Origin of the sequence: Erwinia sp. INIA01, from assembly GCF_025947915.1 — a bacterium.
GTDB lineage: Bacteria > Pseudomonadota > Gammaproteobacteria > Enterobacterales > Enterobacteriaceae > Erwinia > Erwinia coffeiphila.
The window spans coordinates 65,148-84,141 of sequence record NZ_JAPDNC010000018.1 but is presented as its reverse complement, the minus strand read 5'-3'; the positions used below and the strand labels follow the sequence as shown (position 1 = coordinate 84,141).

17 protein-coding genes and 2 pseudogenes are annotated in these 18,994 nt (G+C 52.7%); 8 read left to right on the top strand and 11 right to left on the bottom strand.

What is annotated here, in order from left to right; translation table 11 throughout:
* The 4 genes and pseudogenes from OMR58_RS25995 to OMR58_RS23715 form a co-directional block, all read left to right on the top strand.
* Positions 1–395: pseudogene (locus OMR58_RS25995) on the top strand (VENN motif pre-toxin domain-containing protein); the annotation flags it as partial.
* Positions 367–711: pseudogene (locus OMR58_RS25990) on the top strand (VENN motif pre-toxin domain-containing protein); the annotation flags it as partial. The pseudogenes OMR58_RS25995 and OMR58_RS25990, both read left to right, overlap by 29 nt.
* The gene (locus tag OMR58_RS23720) at positions 708–1,094 is read left to right on the top strand and encodes a contact-dependent growth inhibition system immunity protein (protein WP_264547148.1); all 387 of its coding nucleotides are present in this window, start codon (positions 708–710) and stop codon (positions 1,092–1,094) included. The pseudogene OMR58_RS25990 and the gene OMR58_RS23720, both read left to right, overlap by 4 nt.
* A 414-nt stretch (positions 1,095–1,508) precedes the next feature.
* Complete coding sequence (locus tag OMR58_RS23715) at positions 1,509–2,363, top strand: DUF6216 family protein (RefSeq protein ID WP_264547147.1); 855 nt, start codon at positions 1,509–1,511, stop codon at positions 2,361–2,363.
* A 67-nt stretch (positions 2,364–2,430) separates the two neighbouring features.
* On the opposite strand, the gene OMR58_RS23710 is transcribed toward OMR58_RS23715, so the two are convergent.
* Positions 2,431–2,973 carry an RNA 2'-phosphotransferase gene (locus OMR58_RS23710; RefSeq protein WP_264547146.1) on the bottom strand — a complete coding sequence of 181 codons (543 nt, stop codon included), beginning with the start codon at positions 2,971–2,973 and terminating at the stop codon, positions 2,431–2,433.
* A 119-nt stretch (positions 2,974–3,092) separates the two neighbouring features.
* Here OMR58_RS23710 and fos point away from each other — a divergent pair, with 119 nt between their 5' ends.
* Positions 3,093–3,491, top strand: coding sequence for a fosfomycin resistance glutathione transferase (gene fos / locus OMR58_RS23705; protein WP_264547145.1), 399 nt, complete (start codon positions 3,093–3,095; stop codon positions 3,489–3,491).
* Positions 3,492–3,667: 176 nt separating this feature from the next.
* Here the strand turns inward: fos and OMR58_RS23700 are convergent, their stop codons facing one another.
* From OMR58_RS23700 to rstA, 5 genes are all read right to left on the bottom strand, one after another.
* A complete protein-coding gene (locus tag OMR58_RS23700) occupies positions 3,668–4,474 on the bottom strand; it encodes a trypsin-like serine peptidase (RefSeq protein ID WP_200543611.1) in 807 nt (268 codons plus the stop codon).
* Between the two features lie 282 nt (positions 4,475–4,756).
* The gene (asr, locus tag OMR58_RS23695) at positions 4,757–5,227 is read right to left on the bottom strand and encodes an acid resistance repetitive basic protein Asr (RefSeq protein ID WP_200558960.1); all 471 of its coding nucleotides are present in this window, start codon (positions 5,225–5,227) and stop codon (positions 4,757–4,759) included.
* A 172-nt stretch (positions 5,228–5,399) separates the two neighbouring features.
* Positions 5,400–6,884: a carboxypeptidase M32 gene (locus OMR58_RS23690; protein WP_264547144.1), complete on the bottom strand. Its 1,485-nt coding sequence runs from the start codon at positions 6,882–6,884 to the stop codon at positions 5,400–5,402.
* Positions 6,885–6,917: 33 nt separating this feature from the next.
* Positions 6,918–8,210 carry a two-component system sensor histidine kinase RstB gene (rstB, locus tag OMR58_RS23685; protein ID WP_105594659.1) on the bottom strand — a complete coding sequence of 431 codons (1,293 nt, stop codon included), beginning with the start codon at positions 8,208–8,210 and terminating at the stop codon, positions 6,918–6,920.
* A complete protein-coding gene (gene rstA, locus OMR58_RS23680; RefSeq protein ID WP_105594658.1) occupies positions 8,207–8,935 on the bottom strand; it encodes a two-component system response regulator RstA in 729 nt (242 codons plus the stop codon). The genes rstB and rstA overlap by 4 nt, the downstream gene beginning before the upstream one ends.
* 197 nt (positions 8,936–9,132) lie before the next feature.
* Here rstA and OMR58_RS23675 point away from each other — a divergent pair, with 197 nt between their 5' ends.
* Complete coding sequence (locus OMR58_RS23675) at positions 9,133–9,546, top strand: hypothetical protein (RefSeq protein ID WP_205064490.1); 414 nt, start codon at positions 9,133–9,135, stop codon at positions 9,544–9,546.
* Positions 9,547–9,549: 3 nt separating this feature from the next.
* Here OMR58_RS23675 and OMR58_RS23670 read toward each other — a convergent pair whose 3' ends face one another.
* The gene (locus tag OMR58_RS23670) at positions 9,550–10,941 is read right to left on the bottom strand and encodes an amino acid permease (protein ID WP_105594656.1); all 1,392 of its coding nucleotides are present in this window, start codon (positions 10,939–10,941) and stop codon (positions 9,550–9,552) included.
* 224 nt (positions 10,942–11,165) lie between these two features.
* Positions 11,166–12,122 carry a DUF1471 family protein YdgH gene (ydgH, locus tag OMR58_RS23665; RefSeq protein ID WP_264547143.1) on the bottom strand — a complete coding sequence of 319 codons (957 nt, stop codon included), beginning with the start codon at positions 12,120–12,122 and terminating at the stop codon, positions 11,166–11,168.
* A 513-nt stretch (positions 12,123–12,635) separates the two neighbouring features.
* On the opposite strand from ydgH, the gene pntA reads away from it, so the two are divergent.
* Both pntA and pntB read left to right on the top strand, forming a co-directional pair.
* Positions 12,636–14,165, top strand: coding sequence for a Re/Si-specific NAD(P)(+) transhydrogenase subunit alpha (gene pntA / locus OMR58_RS23660; protein WP_200558956.1), 1,530 nt, complete (start codon positions 12,636–12,638; stop codon positions 14,163–14,165).
* Positions 14,166–14,176: 11 nt separating this feature from the next.
* On the top strand, positions 14,177–15,565 hold the full coding sequence (gene pntB / locus OMR58_RS23655) for a Re/Si-specific NAD(P)(+) transhydrogenase subunit beta (protein ID WP_264547142.1): 1,389 nt from the start codon (positions 14,177–14,179) through the stop codon (positions 15,563–15,565).
* Between the two features lie 169 nt (positions 15,566–15,734).
* Here the strand turns inward: pntB and OMR58_RS23650 are convergent, their stop codons facing one another.
* From OMR58_RS23650 to OMR58_RS23640, 3 genes are all read right to left on the bottom strand, one after another.
* Complete coding sequence (locus tag OMR58_RS23650) at positions 15,735–16,001, bottom strand: DUF2534 family protein (protein WP_264547141.1); 267 nt, start codon at positions 15,999–16,001, stop codon at positions 15,735–15,737.
* 20 nt (positions 16,002–16,021) lie between these two features.
* The gene (locus OMR58_RS23645) at positions 16,022–18,043 is read right to left on the bottom strand and encodes a TonB-dependent copper receptor (RefSeq protein ID WP_264547140.1); all 2,022 of its coding nucleotides are present in this window, start codon (positions 18,041–18,043) and stop codon (positions 16,022–16,024) included.
* 191 nt (positions 18,044–18,234) lie between these two features.
* Positions 18,235–18,747 carry a DUF2946 domain-containing protein gene (locus tag OMR58_RS23640; RefSeq protein WP_264547139.1) on the bottom strand — a complete coding sequence of 171 codons (513 nt, stop codon included), beginning with the start codon at positions 18,745–18,747 and terminating at the stop codon, positions 18,235–18,237.
* Positions 18,748–18,994 lie beyond the last annotated feature (247 nt).

Below are 18,994 nucleotides of genomic sequence, written 5' to 3'. Positions count from 1 at the left end.
CAAAAGCAGGGAAGGCTGAGCTGGCTGCAAAAGGTATCAGGGAACCCGGCCCGAATGCCACGAAAGACGAGACAGCGACTTACAACCGGGCGCTGAAGGAAACGTCCGGCTACAAAACCGCGCAGGCGGAATGGGGAACGGGGAGCGCGATCCAGCAGGGTATCCAGGCAGCAACGGCGGCGATACAGGGGCTTGCGGGCAGTGATCTGAAGGCGGCGATTGCAGGCGGTGCCGCACCGTACATCGCAGAAATCATCAAGCAGTACGCCCCGGATGAAGCGAGCCGCGTCATGGCACATGCAGCAGTAGCTGGCGTGATAGCGGCAGCTCAGGGTAACTCAGCGGGTGCCGGTGCGGCAGGTGCCGCCACCACCGCCAGAAAACGATCCGAATAAATTGGAAGAAAAAAAAGCCGATAAGCTGAATCAGAAGCAATAAAGTGCTATCAAGAAGATTGATAATACTATAAAAAATGCTCTGAAAGATCACGATATAACAGGAACCCTCAAGGATATGGATGGTAATCCTGTTCCTAAAGAGAGCGGTGGTTATTGGGATCATATGCAAGAAATGCAAAATACTCTCAGGGGATTACGGAACCATGCGGATACGCTGAAAAACGTAAACAACCCCGAGGCTCAAGCTGCATATGGAAGAGCAACCGACGCCATTAATAAAATAGAATCTGCCTTGAAAGGATATGGGATATGAGCACCTTTCGTAAATTGATAGGAAACATAAATTTAACGAAGGAACCAAGTCAACAGTCTTCACTTGAACTATGGTTCGAACGCGTCATTGATATACCTATCGAAGAGTTGGCCGTCGAAGATCTTTGCCGTGCCATTCGGCAGGGTCTATGTATTGACCAGTTAATGCCAAGAGTGTTGGATGTTCTGACCGAAGATCCGCTGGCTGGAGAATATTATGATGGTGAACTTATAGCAGCTTTATCGACGATAAAAAACGAGGAGCTAAAAGATCAGAAACGTATTTTTATCCAAATAAAGCAACTTATAAATCAGTTAGAACCTTCAGATATTAAAGATGACTTAAAAAAAGATATATTAAAAATCAATCAAATAATCGTATAACCAACCCCGACCTTGGCCGGGGTTGCCGCATCTAAGCCCTAAATCCTCCCACTTATCGCCGTTGCAACCGGATCATCCCTGTAGTGGTGGTGATCTTCAGTTGTTCCGCACTGGTGATGCCTGACTCGGTGAGCCAGTCACTGCCGATCCCGGCGACACGCTGAAGGTGATGGCAGGTCTGGAAGCCGGGAGAAAACCAGTAGTTTGATGATCATACAAGCCATCTTTTTTGACGCTTTATTGGCTTAGCCGCCTTTACCTTATTTGTGAGTTAATCAATCGATTATTTTTATCAGTTTCAGGCCTTGTCATCGCCCATTTCCCCTATGATTTTTCCTAAAAATTTATGTTCGGTTATGTTTAATACGCTGAGTTCTTGTATGGTGCAATTCTTATGTCAACAAAAAGGAATTTATGATGGATGTTTCATTTGATACTGTAATTTCCATTTTTTCAGAAATTATAGACAATAAGTTAGTTGTTTTAATGTTATTATTTGTTACTGTGGTGACATCTTTTTTCTATATTAGAAGGAAGGCTAAGTCAGGATTTTCTATTTCTAATAAATTTTTTATTTTTTGTATTGGATACAGGAAAAAAGAAAGTGATGCGCTCATTGATTATATTATTGATGTTGAAAAATTCAACTTTCACTACAACACTAATGCGACATCCAAAAGGCAGATTGCACGATTCGAAACGTGGGTGAGGAAATATGAGTTGGATTTTAGAATGATATCCAAACTCAAGGGTTACTTTGATATTGAACGGCTAAAGGTAGTGAGAATTAATAAATTATACTTCTTTACCATCTTTTTGGCTATTTTTGTCCCTTTGTTTGTGACGATTCAAACGTTAAATATTGCGTTCAAATCCGAGTTATTGGTTAATGTCGGGAATACAGGTTGGTTTTGGATAAATACTGAGCGCGCCGCTGAATTTAGTTTTTTCGATAAAAACAAAAACCCATGGGTGATAACACCCGAGAAATGTGATTCCGCGAAAAAATTTTCAGGTACGGTGGGCGGTAAAAATGCGATTCCTGCAATTGTAAATAAAAATACGGTCGAAATGATATGTCATTCATTTTCTGATAAATCTGAGGCTTCTTATATAAATAAAAGTATCAAGGTGCAGAGGGGTGTCTTCTATGCGATATCTTTTTTACTGGTTATTATCACGTTGTTACTATTCAAACATCTCATGTCTTTAACAAACACATATGATTGTCGAAGAATGATACACTTAAAGCTTAAGCGCTTTAAATAATTAAAAAAGCTATGATGCTGGGAGTGGGGGCTTGAGTCGCCACTCCCAACACCGTTATGCACAATAATCATTCACGAATAAATGCCCAAGGTACGGACTCTGCCAACCATACGCCGTTGTCAGCCTGAAAGAATCTAAAGCCCTGTTCGTGCATGGTCTGGGATTGTATTTTTAATACAATCGGTTTCCCGTGACGTTGCCCTACCTGAATTGCAGTATCTTCATCAGATGAAAGATGCACATACTGCCGTGATAACGGAATTAACCCTTGCTCCCGAATGGCAGGCATAAAGCGGGTAGCGGTCCCGTGATAGAGGTATTCCGGAGGTGTCTTTTCAGGGTAATCAATATTAACCTGTTGTGTTGAATGCCCCTGCGCCGCGCGGATGCGCAAACTGTCATCTGAAATCGTAAAACGCTTCTTATCGCTGCCGTCAACTATCTGATGCAGAAGGGTTTGGTCGAGCGCATAGCCATTTTTAACCGAGCAAATGATCAGGTCGCTGATGGTCGCCCAACCCTCTTTATCTAACGATAAACCGATGGCTTCTGGCTGATGGCGTAGTGCATAGCTTAAAAATTTACTTATCTCTGAACTGGTTTTACTCATTTTCGTGCTCTTCAATTCTGTCCAGGCTGACTGAAAACCTATAATGCAGCCTGACGGCAATTAAAACATCATCCATGTTAAATTAATCCCGCCACCTTCCTACCAAAGAGACTCTCCGCATGCTGAACGGACTTAACCACATCACTATCGCCGTCAGCGATGTGACAAAAAGCTTTGATTTTTATGTCAATACGCTCGGTTTTACCCCAAAGGCGAAGTGGGCGCGAGGTGCCTACCTTTCACTGGGTGAGCTGTGGCTGTGCCTTTCGGCTGATAATGTGTTGTCCGGCGGGGATTACACTCACTATGCGTTCAGCATCCGTAGCAATGACTTTGATGAGTTTGCTGTTCGCTTAAGAACGGCGGGCGTGACGGAGTGGAAAATCAACAAAAGCGAAGGGAAGTCCGTCTACTTTTTAGATCCCGACGGGCATAAACTGGAAATTCATGACGGGGATTTGAACAGCCGCTTAATGGCCTGCCGGGACAAACCCTATGAGGGGATGACATTTTTCTGATTCCAGGCGGGTAATGGAGCCTTGTGGCTGGCCGAGATGGCGCAAATGAAATCGGATATTGGGGCCAGTTTAACGCTGGCCCCAATTGACGGTCTGTACATTTTCCCTGCGGTCCTGCTGAAATTTCAACAGTCCAGGTGATGCGGAGGCTTGCAAAAAGTCCAGGGCTTCATCGCCTATTTAGCCAGCTCTTCCAGGCTATCGCGAAATGCCGTTACGGCAATAGCGCGGTTATCGGCCAGATAGCGATCTTTCGGCGCAGGGGCAGAGCTTTGTACTGCAATCAGCTGCCAGTCGCCGTTAACCTTCAGCAGCAACGGGGAGCCGCTGTCTCCCGGCAGCGTATCGCACTGGTGCGACAGCACCGTTTTCTGCGCCCAGCCGGTGATCAGGCAGTCGTTATGCGAATAAAGCGTATCCAGGTGATCTTCCGGATAACCCGCCTGAGTCACTTTGCGACCGGTTGCCTTCAGCGCTGCGGTCATTTCACTGCGTGTACCGGCAAACAGCGGCAGCGGCACAATACCTGATGGGGGATTACGTAAAATAATCAGCCCGAAATCGTAGGGCGCGGCAGAAGCCGGAACAATCCAGCCATCGCCATCGGCCTTCAGTTTTTTCCCCAACGTCGGATTCACCCGGCCTTCAATATCGTGAATTTCATAGCGCCATTTACCGTTATTGCCGGCGACAAAACGCAGTGCGATAGCTTTATCCAGTTTACCCGGTGGTGCCAGCAGGCAGTGGCCGGCGGTCAGGGCAAGGTGAGGGGAGATCAGCGTAGCACTACACAAATTGCCACTGGCCGTTTCAAGCTGTCCGATCGCTTCCCACGGCTGGCTGGCGGTATTGCTGACTGGCAGACGGTCATCTTTACCAAAAAACAGCGTCTTGGTGTCGGCTTCACTTTGGGCATCATCATCGGCGTGAGTACAGAACGAAAAGGAGAGGAAACCCATTAATAACACAGCAGTCAGGCGCATATTTCTCTCGGGCTGGAGAAGCATTAAAGGTGATTACGCTAATGCAGTAACTATAGACGGATAGCGCTTAAAAAGGGAGATTAATTTGGAATATCAGCACGCTACAGGGTTCAGATGTAGAAGCTGGCGGCAATCACACCGCAAAGGATCATCACAACCAGAATAATTTCGAATAAATAGCGGCGCACCATCATCCGAGACTCCGGGAAAGAAACACCCGGATTATCCGGGTGTTTGAGTTAAGGATCTTGTTTCGGGCGGCTGTCCGCCCGTCTGCAAAAATTACGCTTTAGGAGCAGCGGCTTTCTTGGCAGCTTTGTGGTGCTTTTTAGCAGCCTGAGCTTTCTGAGCTACTGGCTTCTTAGCAGCTTTGTGGTGCTTTTTAGCAGCCTGCGCTTTCTGAGCTACTGGCTTCTTAGCAGCTTTGTGGTGCTTTTTAGCAGCCTGAGCTTTCTGAGCTACTGGCTTCTTAGCGGCTTTGTGGTGCTTTTTAGCAGCCTGAGCTTTCTGCGCTACTGGTTTCTTGGCGGCTTTGTGATGCTTTTTAGCTGCCTGCGCTTTCTGCTCGGTCGCTTTCTTGTGTTTTTTGTGATGTTTAGCGGTTGCTTTAGCCGGAGCTGGCGCCGCAGTTGTGGTGGTGGCAGCAGCGGCAGCTGGTGCGGTGGTAGCTGGGGCAGCTGTGGTCTCAGCAGCGAAAGCAACTGAAGACAGACCCATTGCAGCGGCTACAACCAGAGCAAATAATTTTTTCATTGCAAAACCCTCAAATGTTTATTCATGTGTCAGCCCACTGCGGGGCCGGTGAGTAAACTATATGAGAACGGGACGGGCGCTTCAGTGAGTGATTGGTATCGGCGTGTAACCGAATGTACAAAGGGGAATGCGATAATAGCATTCCCCTTGAGGGCCTGTAACAACGGTGGTTTTACTTCAGATAACGGCTTTCAAGATGCTGGCGGAACCAGATCGGGTTGAGGTCCTCTCCGGTGGCATTTTCTACCAGCTGGCGGGTGGAGAAACGGCTGCCGTGCTGCCAGATATTCTGCTGTAGCCAGTTAAATACCGGCTGCAGATCGCCCTGGGCAATCAGTTCATTGACCTGGGGAATCGCACGCTTGAGCGCCTGGAACAGCTGCGCGGCGTACATTGCACCCAGCGTATAGGTCGGGAAGTAGCCGAAGGCACCGTCGGTCCAGTGGATATCCTGCATACAGCCGTCGCGATAGTTACCGGCGGTGTTGATGCCCAGCCAGTGCTGCATTTTTTCCTGCCACAGCGTGGGGATATCGTCGACCTCAATCTCTCCGGCAATCAGCGCGCGCTCAATCTCATAGCGCAGGATCACGTGAGCCGGATAGCTGACCTCATCGGCATCCACGCGGATCAGGCCCGGTTTCACCCGCTGGTTCAGCGCAATAAAGTTGGTGTTCTCCATGCCCGGGCGATCGCCCAGCAGCTGTACCGCCAGCGGCTGGATCAGGCTGAGGAACTCCGGGCTGCGGCCCAGCTGTTTCTCAAAGAACAGGCTCTGTGACTCATGAATAGCGGTTGAGCGCGCCAGAGCCACAGGCTGATCGGCCCACTGCTGCGGCAGATTCTGCTCATAGCGCGCGTGGCCGGTCTCGTGGATCACGCCCATCATCGCGCTGATAAATTCATCGCTTTTGTAGCGGGTGGTGATACGGACATCCTGCGGTACGCCGCCGCAGAACGGATGTGCGCTAACGTCCAGGCGACCGGCGTTAAAATCAAAGCCCAGCAGCTTCATTATCGCCAGCCCCAGCTCTTTCTGCTGTTCCTGCGGGAAAGGTCCGACAGGAGCGATCACATTTTCTTTCGCCTGCTGGTCGACGATTTTTTGCAGCAGTTCCGGCAGCCACTGCTTAAGATCGCCGAAAGTACTGTCCAGCTTCGCGCTGGTCATGCCCGGCTCGAAGACATCCAGCAGCGCGTCATAGCGTGAACAGCCATTGGCCTGTGCCCGAATTTCAGCTTCCTCGCGGCTGAGTTTCACCACCTCTTTCAGATTGGCGGAGAACCCCTGCCAGTCGTTGGCGGGGCGCTGCTGACGCCATGCGTGTTCGCAGCGGGAACCGGCGATGGATTTAGCTTCCACCAGCGAGGCGGGCAGCAGAGAGGCCTGCTGCCAGGCGCGGTGCATTTCGTAGAGATTTGCCTGCGCCACATCGTCCAGATCTTCCTGCCTCGCCTGGTCCAGCCATTCGCCCACCTGTTTTGCCGTCAGGATTTCATGGCGCAGCACGCTTAGTTCCGCCAGCGCTTCACCGCGCGCGCGGCTGCCGCCTGCGGGCATCATGGTTTGCATATCCCAGCCGGTAATTGCAGCAAGATGACCAAAGCGTGAAAGGCGCTGAAAGGTTCGGGTCAGATTCGCGTAAGCAGATGACATACTATTCCTTAATAAGAGGAGAGTTCAGACGCCTCAGGCGTCGCGCAAAGGGTGATTAATTGGCCAGCAGAAGCGCACGCTGGCACCGCCGAGCGGGCTGCTGTCGATGGTGACGTAGCCGCCAAACGCCTGTGCCACAGAGTGAACAATCGCCAGCCCCAGGCCGCAGCCGCCGGTAGCGCGATCGCGGCTGGGATCGAGCCGCACAAAGGGTTCGAATACCCGTTCGCGCTCTTCCTGTGGAATGCCGGGGCCGTCATCCTCCACCTGCAGGCAGGCAATGTCGCCGTCAAACCACAGTCCAACGCGCAGCCGCTTGTCGGCATAGCGCAGGGCGTTATTCACCAGATTGTCCAGCACGCGTTCCATCAGACGGGTATCGGCCACGCCGTGATTTTCACGCTGCGGAGTATCCAGCGCGATTTCGGTATCGGGATTGACCAGGCGCATATCCTGCAGCCGTTCGTGCAACCACTGTGCCAGATCGAGTGATTGCAGATTCAGCTCCACGCGCGGACGATCGAGGCGCGCGTAGGTCAGCAGCTCTTCGATTAGCGCCTCCAGCTGGCCGATATCCCGGTTGAGTGCCGCAGATTCCGCCTCACTGAGGTTGTCGCTCATTTCCAGACGATAGCGCAAACGCACCAGCGGAGTGCGCAGTTCATGGGCGATGCCGTCGATCAGCTGCTTCTTGCTGGCGACCAACGTATTGATATTGTCAGCCATCTGGTTAAAGGCCACCCCCAGCCGCAGCAGGCTGGAGGCGCTGTCAAAATGGATACGCTCGTCAAGATGGCCCTGACCGAAGCGCTGTGCGGCATTCTCCAGCTTCAGCATGTCCTGCCAGTGCGGGCGCATCCAGATAAACACCGGTAACGCCAAAGATATACCGATAAAGGCCAGCAGCGCGATATCCAGCAGGCGCATTTCGTGCAGATAGAACAGATACGGGATCGGGCCGACCGCCAGCACGTAGTGGCTGCGCGGAATGTGCTGCAGGAAAGTGTATTCGTCGTCAAGCGCGACAATTTCCCCCGCGCGCAGGCGGCGCAGCGTCGGCGGATCGAGCTGATATTTGCTCATCGGCTCGATGTGCAGCTTAAAGGAAAGGTTGAGGTCGAGGTTATTAATGGTGCGGTTCCAGTCACGCGGCGGGATCTCCCGCAGTTCGCTGCGCATCAGATACAGCGAACTCTTCATTAAATCGTCCATCGACTGGCGACCGGCGCGTTCGGCGGTGAATTTGTACACCAGCCCGACCAGCATCGCCATCACCAGGAAGCAGACAAACAGCAGCAGATAAAACTGAATAAACAGCTTTCTCATTGGGCATCCCAGGCGTGCGGAGCGAACAGGTAGCCTTTATTACGGATGGTTTTAATCCGGTACGGTTCGGTGGCGCTATCCAGCAGTTTTTTACGCAGGCGCGAAATCGCCACGTCAATGCTGCGATCCATACCGTCGTAGCTGACGCCGCGCAGGGTTTTCAGCAGGGCATCGCGGTTGAGAATTGTGCCTGCATGAGTTGCCAGCTCCCACAGCAGATCGAAGTCGGCGGTGGAAAGAGCAATAATTTCACCGGAAAGCGTCACCTGGCGGTTAACCGGATCGATGCTCAGCGTGCCGAAGCGCAGGCCTTTCTGGCTGGAAACCGCAGGAGCGATCTCTTCACCCTGGGTTTTGCTCCCGGCCTGGCGCAGATGCAGCCGAAGACGCGCCAGCAGAACCGCCGGTGGCGTGGTTTTCAGAATATAATCATTTGCGCCCATCTCCAGCGACAGAATATGGTTCATGTCGCTGTCGAGTGAGGTCAGCAGCACAACCGGGCCAGACCAGTCGCCGCTGCTGCGGATATCGCGGCAAAGCGTCATCCCGTCCTTGCCGGGTAGCATAATATCCAGCATGACAAGGTCCGGGTTAGTGGCAGCGATCGTTGCTTCAGCCCTGTCTCCACGGCTTTCCACAATGACCTCAATATCGTGTCTTCCCAGATAGGCGGCAATCAGCTCGCCTACATCTTTGTCGTCTTCAACAAATACTATTTTATTCATGATGCGGTATATCGGGCCGTAGATGACACTAGCTTATCCTTTCTCAGGGGCAACGCCTATTAACCTGTACTAAATCGTCGGAAAAACGCCTCGGAGAATCCTTACATCTGTTAATCTAATGAATGTAGTATAATGTCGGTCGAGTATGTCATTATAAGCGTAAGGGCTGTTTTGACGTGTAACGAAAAGGAGGAAGGGTGTCAGAAACTAAGCTGGCTGCAGTAGGGCACAATGACCCTGTCTGTATAAATTATATCGATTTCCTTTCCGCTTCCTGTAAGAAACGCTGGAGTTTTGTTGATGCGATTTACGGTGTTATCCCGTTTTTTGGCATCGTTACGCGCAAAACGGCAGCTGCCCCTCGCGCCGCGCCGGAACGCCTTAAAGACCTCGCGCTGCAGATTATCTCTACTCAGGTCAGTGATGAAATCAATATTGTTCGCCTGATTACTCTTGCGCAACAGCAGCAAATTGCCCGCTTTGAAATTCTTCTGCCTTATCCGCTATCAGAATCTCAGCTGACCACCGTGCGTCAGGAATATGCCCGTCCGCTGGAACTCCAGCAGCAGGACGACCGACTGCATATCGCCATCCCGCCGCTGTCCCACTGACGACTACTGCATCAGCATCCAGGCTGCCGGAAGGGCGGCCAGGACCAGTACTCCCATTGCCATCTTCTCGACAGGCTTCAGCGCCGTCAGAGCCTGTCCCTTACGGCGTGCAAACAGAAACAGCAGCATTCCCGGCGCGTAAAGCACCACCGACAGCAGCAAATGCAGTGGCCCGGAAGCGTAGAGCAGCCACAGACCGTAAAGACTCGCGCCGATAGCAACTGCCGTCACGGCGGGTTGGCCCTTGCGATACGCCAGCTTGAATAAATAGGCACCTACCAGGAAGTAAGGCACCAGAATCATCTCTGAAGCGATAGTCAGCAGCGTATTGTAGTCTGCCCCGGTCAGCCAGATCAGGATCAGGCACAGCTGGACGCAGCCGTTGGTCAGCCACAGTGACGCGGCAGGTGCGCCCCGTGCATTCTGCCGACTGAGGAGACGGGGAAACGCTCCGTGCTGGGCGGCAATCATCGGAACTTCCGCTGCCATAATCGTCCAGCTGAGATAGGCACCGCAGACGGAGACTATCAGCCCGCTGACGATAATCAGGTTGCCCCAGGGGCCAATCAGCGAAGTCATCAGCCCCGCGACCGAAGGGTTGCGCATGTCAGCCAGTTCAGCGCGCGGCACCACGCCGAGCGAGAGTAGCGTCACCAGCAGATACACGAACAGTGCAGCCACCACCGCCAGGAGCGTCGCGCGGCCGACATCCCGCTTGTTACGCGCGCGGGAAGAAACCACCACCGCGCCCTCAACGCCGATAAATACCCACAGGGTGATTAGCATGGTGTCTTTAACTTGTTGCCACACCGGTTTACCCAGCGACAGTCCACTGAAATCAATGCGGAATCGATCGTAGTTGAAAGCGGCAATCGCCAGCACCACAAACAGCCCTAAAGGCAGCAGCTTGCCAAGTGTGGCAGCCAGATTAATTCCGGCAGCGGTCTGTACGCCGCGCAGGACCAGGGCATGGACACCCCACAGCAGCACGGAGGCACCCAGCATTGCCTGCCAGGTATTGCCATCGCCAAATACAATGTGGCCCGGCGAATCGGTAAAGAAACTCATCGCGGAAAAAACGATAACCAGATACGACACGTTGGCGATCACCGCGCACAGCCAGTAACCCCAGGCGGAGCAGAAGCCAATCAGCTCACCGAAACCCGCCTGCGCATAGGTAAAGATCCCGCCATCCAGTTCTGGTTTTATGCGGGTCAGCAGCAGCATTGCCGTGGCCAGCAGCAAAATGCCCACGCCGGTAATACCCCAGCCGATCAGCAATGCTGCCGGGCTGGCTACCGCGGCCATATTTTGCGGCAGGCTGAAAACGCCTGCACCGAGCATAGAGCTAAGCACCAGCGCGGTCAGGGCGGTAAGCCCTAGTTTTTTGTCCAAAAAATGACTCCAGAAACAGAATAAAAAGCCAGTTAATTCGATTGGTGTGAATTTTACTCAGGGTTAATGTGCGATTGTGCGAACGATAGCCCTGTAAAAGGAGGGCGATTTTACGGAGTGAGGAGGAGGGATGCAATGATTTGCTATGCACAAATCACAGCGGATTATTCACCAATAAAAAGGGCAGCCCGAAGGCTGCCCGCGTTGCAGACTGTTTTAGCTTATTACTTGAACAGGTCCGCACTGACGGTCAGGTTACCGCCACTCTGATTAGACCACTGGCGGGTCACGTGGTAGTACTTCGCACCTTTGGCAATCGCGCGTTTACCGACTTCTTCCGAGATTTCGGTTGGCGTGCTGAAGTGGCCGGTGAAGGTTACGCTGTCAAACGGCTGCATCTGTGCTGCCGTGATGGCGTTCACTTCCTGCACGCTCTTACCGTTTGGTAGGGTGACAGTGTAACGCTGACCGGACGTGGTCTGCGTTTCAAAGAAACGACCGACATTTTTGCTTGGTGTATCGGAGGACGCGACACCCGGGATTTCAACGTTTTTCGCTGCGGCACCACCGGCGGCCAGCGCGGCTTTACCGGCTTCGGAATCCGCAGGGATCAGATTCGACGACTCCTGCACCACACGTTTTGGCGCGTCGGCTTTATAGATATAGGCGGTGATCATCTGATTGCCGCCGTTGTTGGTATCGATCTGGCGAATAATAAAGAAGGATGCCGCACCTTTATCTTTCGCTGAACGACTGATGGCGTCGTTGACGTCCGGCTGGCTGCGGAAGAAACCGCTGGCGCTGACCGTGTCATACGGTTCCAGCGAGTAGGCTTCCGATTTAGTCAGTTCGCGCACGCCGTTGATCACGCGATCTTTATTCTTCACTGCTTTCGGTGCATCTGCGTGATACAGGTCGGCAGTCACGTTCCAGTTGCCACCGTTGCCGTTGGTGTCGTTGATGCCCTGAATGTAGTAGGAGGCGGCACCCATCGCATCAGCACGTTTAGATACTGCGCTGCTGGCTTCGTTAATGGCATTAAAACGGCCATTGATGGTGATCCGATCAAACGGTTTCAGCGCGGCGGCTTTCTCCGGCGTCAGTTCCTGTGCCGCATGGACTGCGGTTAATGATGTGAGTGACAACAGGGCTGATGCCAGGATGGTGTTCTTCAGCTTCATAAAAATAATCCTTCGCCTTACGCAAAATGAGTACGAAAACGTGCTGGAGTCTTGATGTTCAACAGATTAGTCCACGATTATTGCATGTAATAATGCCTCTGTCTCAGCCATTTTTTATGGTTTTATGTGGGTGGGTATTCCGTTTTTTGGAATAGTCAGGAAAGCTTGCTGAATCGAGTCATTTTTTCAGTCCATACCACTTATGCAGGTAATAGCTACCACTTTACTCGTTAATGTATTGTTAATTAATGGTATTTGATAAGAATACACTGAGAATGTTAAATTTTTTCGTAGCAGATTATCGTTGGTTTAACGCGAAATTCAGGTCCAATATAGGGTTGAACCGGGTCTGATTTGAATTTTTATAGGTAAAGTGCGCCGCAGTGCTCGTGGTGGCTGGATCGGAACACACATTTTCAGTAGGTTATAAACAGTTTGAAACAAGATGGTTTCGGTCATATGGGCCGGAGCAGTATCAACAAACCGTCATACTCTCTGATGAAAGGGAAGAATATGCTTATTGGTATTACCAAAGAACGGTTGGCAAACGAAGCCCGTGTGGCAGCAACACCGAAAACGGTGGAACAGCTGTTATCACTTGGCTTCAGTGTCACCGTAGAAAGCGGCGCGGGTCAGCTCGCCAGCTTTGACGATGCAGCCTATGTTGCTGCCGGTGCAACGATCGCTGATACGGTTAACGTCTGGCAGTCGGATATCGTGCTGAAGGTTAATGCGCCGAACGATGAAGAGATCGCCCTGACGCGTGAAGGCAGTACGCTGGTCAGCTTTATCTGGCCTGCACAGAACCCGGCGCTGCTGGAAAAACTGGCAGCGCGTAAAGTCACCGTGATGTCGATGGATGCGGTGCCGCGTATTTCCCGCGCTCAGTCGCTGGATGCCCTCAGCTCTATGGCTAACATCGCCGGTTACCGTGCGATTGTGGAAGCCGCTCACGAGTTTGGCCGCTTCTTTACCGGACAAATCACCGCAGCGGGCAAAGTACAGCCTGCCAAAGTGATGGTGATCGGTGCCGGCGTGGCCGGTCTGGCTGCGATCGGTGCCGGGCGCAGCCTGGGCGCAATCGTTCGCGCCTTCGATACCCGCCCGGAAGTTAAAGAGCAGGTGCAGAGTATGGGTGCCGAATTCCTCGAGCTGGACTTCGAGGAAGAAGCGGGCAGCGGCGACGGTTATGCGAAGGTGATGTCAGAAGCCTTTATTAAGGCAGAGATGGCACTGTTTGCGGCTCAGGCTGCGGAAGTGGACATTATCGTCACCACCGCCCTGATCCCGGGCAAACCTGCGCCGAAGCTGATTACCGCTGACATGGTTGCTTCGATGAAACCGGGCAGCGTGATCGTCGATCTGGCGGCGCAAACCGGCGGCAACTGTGAACTGACCGTGGCGGATAAAGTCACCGTTACCCCGAACGGTGTGAAGATTATCGGCTACACCGATCTGCCAAGCCGTCTGCCGACGCAATCTTCCCAGCTCTATGGTACAAACCTGGTTAACCTGCTGAAGCTGCTGTGCAAAGAGAAGAACGGCGAGATTACCATCGACTTCGACGATGTCGTGGTGCGCGGCGTGACCGTAATTCGCGATGGCGAAGTGACCTGGCCCGCACCGCCGATTCAAGTTTCCGCTGCGCCTAAAGCGGCTAAAGCTGAAGTAAAAATTGAAGAAGAGGTGAAAAAACCGGCTTCTCCACTGCGTAAGTACCTGCTGCTGGCGCTGGCTATCGTCCTGTTTGGCTGGCTGGCTAACGTTGCGCCGCCGGAGTTCCTCTCGCACTTTACCGTGTTCGCGCTCTCCTGCGTGGTGGGTTACTACGTGGTGTGGAACGTCAGCCATGCGTTGCATACTCCGCTAATGTCGGTAACCAATGCGATTTCCGGCATTATCGTTATCGGTGCGGTACTGCAAATTGGTCACGGCGGCTGGGTCAGCTTCCTGTCGTTTATCGCGGTGCTGATCGCCAGCATCAATATCTTTGGTGGCTTCACCGTCACCCAGCGCATGCTGAAAATGTTCCGTAAAAACTGAGGGGTTTGTCCATGTCTGGCGGATTAGTGACTGCAGCATATATTGTTGCTGCGATCCTGTTTATTTGCAGCCTTGCCGGGCTGTCTAAACATGAAACCTCGAAACAGGGGAATATCTTCGGCATCAGCGGTATGGCGCTGGCGCTGGTAGCGACTATCTTTGGCCCGGATTCCGGCAATATTGCCTGGGTGCTGCTGGCGATGGTCATTGGTGGGGCAATCGGTATCCGTCTGGCGAAGAAGGTTGAGATGACCGAAATGCCGGAGCTTGTGGCGGTGCTGCACAGTTTCGTTGGCCTGGCGGCGGTGCTGGTTGGCTTTAACAGCTACCTGGACCACGCGCCTGGCCTGCTGCCGGTGATGGAGAACATCCATCTGACCGAAGTCTTTATCGGCATCTTTATCGGTGCGGTAACCTTTACCGGTTCGATTGTGGCGTTTGGCAAGCTGCGCGGGAAAATCTCCTCGCGTCCGCTGATGCTGCCACATCGTCACAAGCTGAACCTGCTGGCGCTGGTGGTTTCCTTCCTGCTGCTGATCCTGTTTGTGCGTTCAGAAAGCGTGGGTGCACAGGGCTTCGCGCTGCTGGTGATGACGCTGATCGCCCTGGCATTCGGCTGGCATCTGGTTGCATCTATCGGTGGTGCCGATATGCCGGTAGTGGTGTCGATGCTGAACTCCTACTCGGGCTGGGCGGCAGCGGCAGCGGGCTTTATGCTCAGCAACGACCTGCTGATCGTGACCGGAGCTCTGGTGGGTTCAAGCGGTGCAATCCTCTCCTACATTATGTGTAAGGCGATGAACCGTTCGTTTATCAGCGTGATCGCCGGCGGCTTCGGTACTGACAGCAGCTCAACCGGTGAAAGCGAAGAAATGGGCGAGTACCGCGAGATCGATGCTGCGGGCACCGCAGAACTGCTGAAAAGCTCTAACTCGGTGATCATCACCCCGGGTTACGGTATGGCGGTTGCGCAGGCTCAGTATCCGGTGGCTGAAATTGCCGAGAAACTGCGCGCGCGCGGCATCTCCGTACGTTTCGGTATTCACCCGGTTGCCGGTCGTCTGCCTGGCCACATGAACGTACTGCTTGCCGAAGCGAAAGTGCCGTACGATATCGTGCTGGAAATGGACGAAATCAATGATGACTTCGCTTCTACCGATACCGTGCTGGTTATCGGCGCTAACGACACCGTGAACCCGGCCGCGCAGGAAGATCCGCGCAGCCCGATCGCCGGCATGCCGGTGCTGGAAGTGTGGAAAGCGCAAAACGTGGTGGTATTCAAACGTTCAATGAATACCGGTTACGCAGGCGTGCAGAACCCGCTGTTCTTTAAAGAGAACACCCAGATGCTGTTCGGTGATGCGAAAGCGACCGTAGATGCCATTCTGAAAGCGCTGTAAGCCACTCAGGCTTTGGGGCAACATGACCTGAAGCCTGAGAATAACGGAAAGTAACAGGGGCGACCTTTAACCGGTCGCCCCTTTTTTATTGTCCGTTTTAAATCCGCACCTCAGGAGAGAGGAGCGGATTCCCGCAATGAGTCAAAGCAGGTGCTCAGTACGGCATGAGCTATTGTTTCTGCTCGGGGTCCTGGGTACCGATAAAGAAGTACCAGAGCGGGATGGAAAACAGCAGGGTGAAGACGCTGCTGTAAATCGTGATCATAAAGAATTCAGAAATATACAGCTCTACCGGCCAGGTAGAGAACGGCATGTTGTATTCCTGAATGGCTCCGCCGATGATCGCTCGGGCCATGATAATGGCAACGACAATGAAAACGCAGGCCTGGGCGGTCAGAAAATTCCTTCTCTTTTTGCCCGGTGGTAAAAACGCCATAAAAAACTCCTGTATGCTGTTCAGAACTTCACGTTAACTTTTGCCCACCAGGTACGACCTGGCTCGTTAACCGGGGTATTAGACGAGTAACCAAAGCTGCTGTTACCCGCCAGATTCAGATGTTCGCTATACGCCTGATTGAAAATATTATCAACGCCAGCGCTCAGCTTAAGCTGCGGATTAAACTGCCAGGCCGCATTGGCGGAAAAGATGCTGAACCCGGCACTGCGGCCAAAATCTTTGCCGACCACATTTCCCTGGTTCAGCGCGATGCGATCCTGATGGCTGACCATCCGCAGCAGGGCGCTGGTGCTGAACGGTCCATTTTCCCAACCCAGCCCGAGCCGGGCATCCAGCGGCGGCATCTGCGGCAGAGCCGTGTTATCACTGCGATTCTTGCCCCACGCCCACGCCAGGCTGGCATCCGTTGACCAGTGTTCGGTCAGCTGGTAACGATAACCGGCTTCTGCACCCATAATCGTGGCGTCAACGTTGCTTGCCCGGCTTAAACTGCTGTTATCCGCATCGTAATTAAACAGAATAAAATCGTTCACCCGGCCAACGTAGGCGGAAAGCCAGCCCTCAAGGCGTTCACCGGAATATTTGGCGCCGAAGTCCAGCTGGGTGGTTTTTTCGGGTTTAACCGAATCAAACGCCGCTGAAAGGCCATCTGCGCCGGTGGTGGGCGAAAATAACTCCCAGTAATCCGGGAAGCGCTCGGTATAACCGACGCCAGCATACAGCATCAGCGGCACGTCGTTGAGCGTATGCTCCAAACGCATAAATCCGGCTGGCAGCGTATCGCTACGTTCGCCTTCGCCACGGGCGCTGAAATTATCCACCCACGTGCGATCCAGGCGTGCACCACCCACGATTTTGTCCTGTTCGCTCGCCGACCAGCTCAGCTCACTGAACATGCCGACGTCGTGGAAGCGGGCATCTTTACTCCAGTCATCGCCGCTGCGCCGACGGTGGGTACTGGTTTGCATATCCAGACCGCTTTCGAGTTTAACATCGCCCAGCATCAGCGTGGCCATCGCCCGCCCGCCAACGGTACGGCGGTCGAGCCTGCCCGTCATGCCGCTGCTCATATCCATACCGCCCATCGCAATGCCATCCATGCTGCCCATTCCGGCAGTCGGTGAGCGCAGGGTGATATTATCCATAATATGGTCGGCATAGTTGTAATAAATTTGTGCCTCAACTTTATCCAGCACTTCACCGATGTTCGATTTCTCGAAGCGCAGGCCGAGGCTTTCACGCTTAAACTGTGAACCGTCCATACTGCGACCGGCGTAGCGGGCCTCGCCGTTGCCGCGTCCGGCGCTCAACTCCAGCAACGTATCGGCATCAGGCGTCCAGCCCAGCGCGATATCGGCATTCCATTTATCCCAACGAGAAGCAACGCGGTCGCCGTTACCGTCTTTGTAGTCATCCGAACGCGATTTGTTACCCAGCAGGCGCAGATAGCCCTGTTCACTGCCGAGGCTGAGATCCGCATTCTGATCGTAGCGATGGTTCGATGCGGCCAGCAGGCTGGCATCGCCTTTGATCCCTGGCTCTTTGAACTGCGGCGGCTGGCGCTCAAAGCGGATGGTTCCGGCGGAGTTTCCCGGTCCCCAGAGTACGGTTTGCGGCCCCTTGGTGATACTGAGTAAATCGAAGCTTTCCGGTGAGATATAGGACGTTGGTGCATCCATTCGCGCGGGGCAGGCCCCCGGCATTTCTCCGCCGTCGGTGAGGATACGCAGGCGTGAGCCAAACATCCCGCGAAATACCGGATCGCCGTTGGTGCCGCCGTTGCGTACCTGAGCAAAACCGGGAATGGTTTTCAGATAGTCGGAACCGTCGCTGGCAGGAACCGGCTGGCGTGGCGTTTTGGGAGATGTCACCACGTTCAGCGGATTAGACAGCGGTGCCGTTACGGTAATCACTGCATCCTCGTTCACGATGGGATGATGAGGATCGGAGGCAGCCTGGCTTTGGCATGCGATGGAAATAGCCGCACTCAGCAGTGAGCTGCGCAGGGGAAATGTATTCATTTATTATTCCTGTTTTAACCATCAACGCTAACGTCTGATTACTATTTCATTCCCGTTCTCCAATGCTTTTATTACGCAGTAGAAGATTCAGGGTAATAATAATCAGGGCGTGCGAGGTCCTGTGAAAATCACATTATTATTTTTTCCAAGCGATATATTTGCCGCAGGCAAATTATCGAGTTGAATAACATTCAGGAATTAAAAACAGGCGGAGCGCGCGGCTGGCAGGGGCCGGGATAAACGGTAAGGTGATATGTGGGCAGCGGACGTATCGGCGGTGACTGGCTCACCAGCAGCATCAGTAGCAGCGCCGGGACAAATAGCCACATCAGCATCGGCACGTGGACCAACAGCTGGCAATAGCCGCAGGCAAATTCATCCATCATGCCCATGCCCATGCCCATGCCCATGCCCATGCCCATATTCATACTCATGGCGTGGGACTGAAGGGGATTCATGGCGTGTTGCGTTGCGTTGTTTAAGTCGTTTACGCTGCTGTGGCTGCTGTGGCTGCTGTGGCTGCTGTGGCTGCTCGATATATCGTCAACAGTCATACTTTGCATATTCATATCATCGTGCATCGCGGACATATCGTGCATTGCTTCAGTCATACCGTCTGAAGACTGGCGATGCATCAGCGATTGCGAGATGTCCGGCGCGATAAATAGCAGCAGAATCGCCAGTATGGCGATAAGTGCAGGCATTCGGCGCTGTGACAGACGATATAAAACCAAAAGGGCAATCTCTGGCAAAGTAAAATGACCGGCAGAGTGTAACGGCTTTTATTTATAATGTTAAAGGATAATTCTTATGACGAAGCTATTTTTTAACGTTATTGCGACAGAGAATAAATTATCGCCGACTTATTCTTGGTGAATTTAAACAAATATTTAACATTAAAGCTGATATTTAGTCTTGCAGCATTCTCAACAGACGAAATATATTCTGGCA

Excerpts from the sequence above, each read along its gene's own strand:
- rstA (WP_105594658.1), bottom strand. The coding sequence starts at position 8,935 with ATGAATAAAATAGTATTTGTTGAAGACGACAAAGATGTAGGCGAGCTG.
- rstB (WP_105594659.1), bottom strand. The coding sequence starts at position 8,210 with ATGAGAAAGCTGTTTATTCAGTTTTATCTGCTGCTGTTTGTCTGCTTC.
- OMR58_RS23645 (WP_264547140.1), bottom strand. The coding sequence starts at position 18,043 with ATGAATACATTTCCCCTGCGCAGCTCACTGCTGAGTGCGGCTATTTCC.
- fos (WP_264547145.1), top strand. The coding sequence starts at position 3,093 with ATGCTGAACGGACTTAACCACATCACTATCGCCGTCAGCGATGTGACA.
- OMR58_RS23715 (WP_264547147.1), top strand. The coding sequence starts at position 1,509 with ATGATGGATGTTTCATTTGATACTGTAATTTCCATTTTTTCAGAAATT.
- OMR58_RS23720 (WP_264547148.1), top strand. The coding sequence starts at position 708 with ATGAGCACCTTTCGTAAATTGATAGGAAACATAAATTTAACGAAGGAA.
- pntB (WP_264547142.1), top strand. The coding sequence starts at position 14,177 with ATGTCTGGCGGATTAGTGACTGCAGCATATATTGTTGCTGCGATCCTG.
- OMR58_RS23690 (WP_264547144.1), bottom strand. The coding sequence starts at position 6,884 with ATGTCATCTGCTTACGCGAATCTGACCCGAACCTTTCAGCGCCTTTCA.
- OMR58_RS23650 (WP_264547141.1), bottom strand. The coding sequence starts at position 16,001 with ATGGCGTTTTTACCACCGGGCAAAAAGAGAAGGAATTTTCTGACCGCC.
- asr (WP_200558960.1), bottom strand. The coding sequence starts at position 5,227 with ATGAAAAAATTATTTGCTCTGGTTGTAGCCGCTGCAATGGGTCTGTCT.
- ydgH (WP_264547143.1), bottom strand. The coding sequence starts at position 12,122 with ATGAAGCTGAAGAACACCATCCTGGCATCAGCCCTGTTGTCACTCACA.
- OMR58_RS23700 (WP_200543611.1), bottom strand. The coding sequence starts at position 4,474 with ATGCGCCTGACTGCTGTGTTATTAATGGGTTTCCTCTCCTTTTCGTTC.
- OMR58_RS23640 (WP_264547139.1), bottom strand. The coding sequence starts at position 18,747 with ATGCCTGCACTTATCGCCATACTGGCGATTCTGCTGCTATTTATCGCG.
- OMR58_RS23710 (WP_264547146.1), bottom strand. The coding sequence starts at position 2,973 with ATGAGTAAAACCAGTTCAGAGATAAGTAAATTTTTAAGCTATGCACTA.
- pntA (WP_200558956.1), top strand. The coding sequence starts at position 12,636 with ATGCTTATTGGTATTACCAAAGAACGGTTGGCAAACGAAGCCCGTGTG.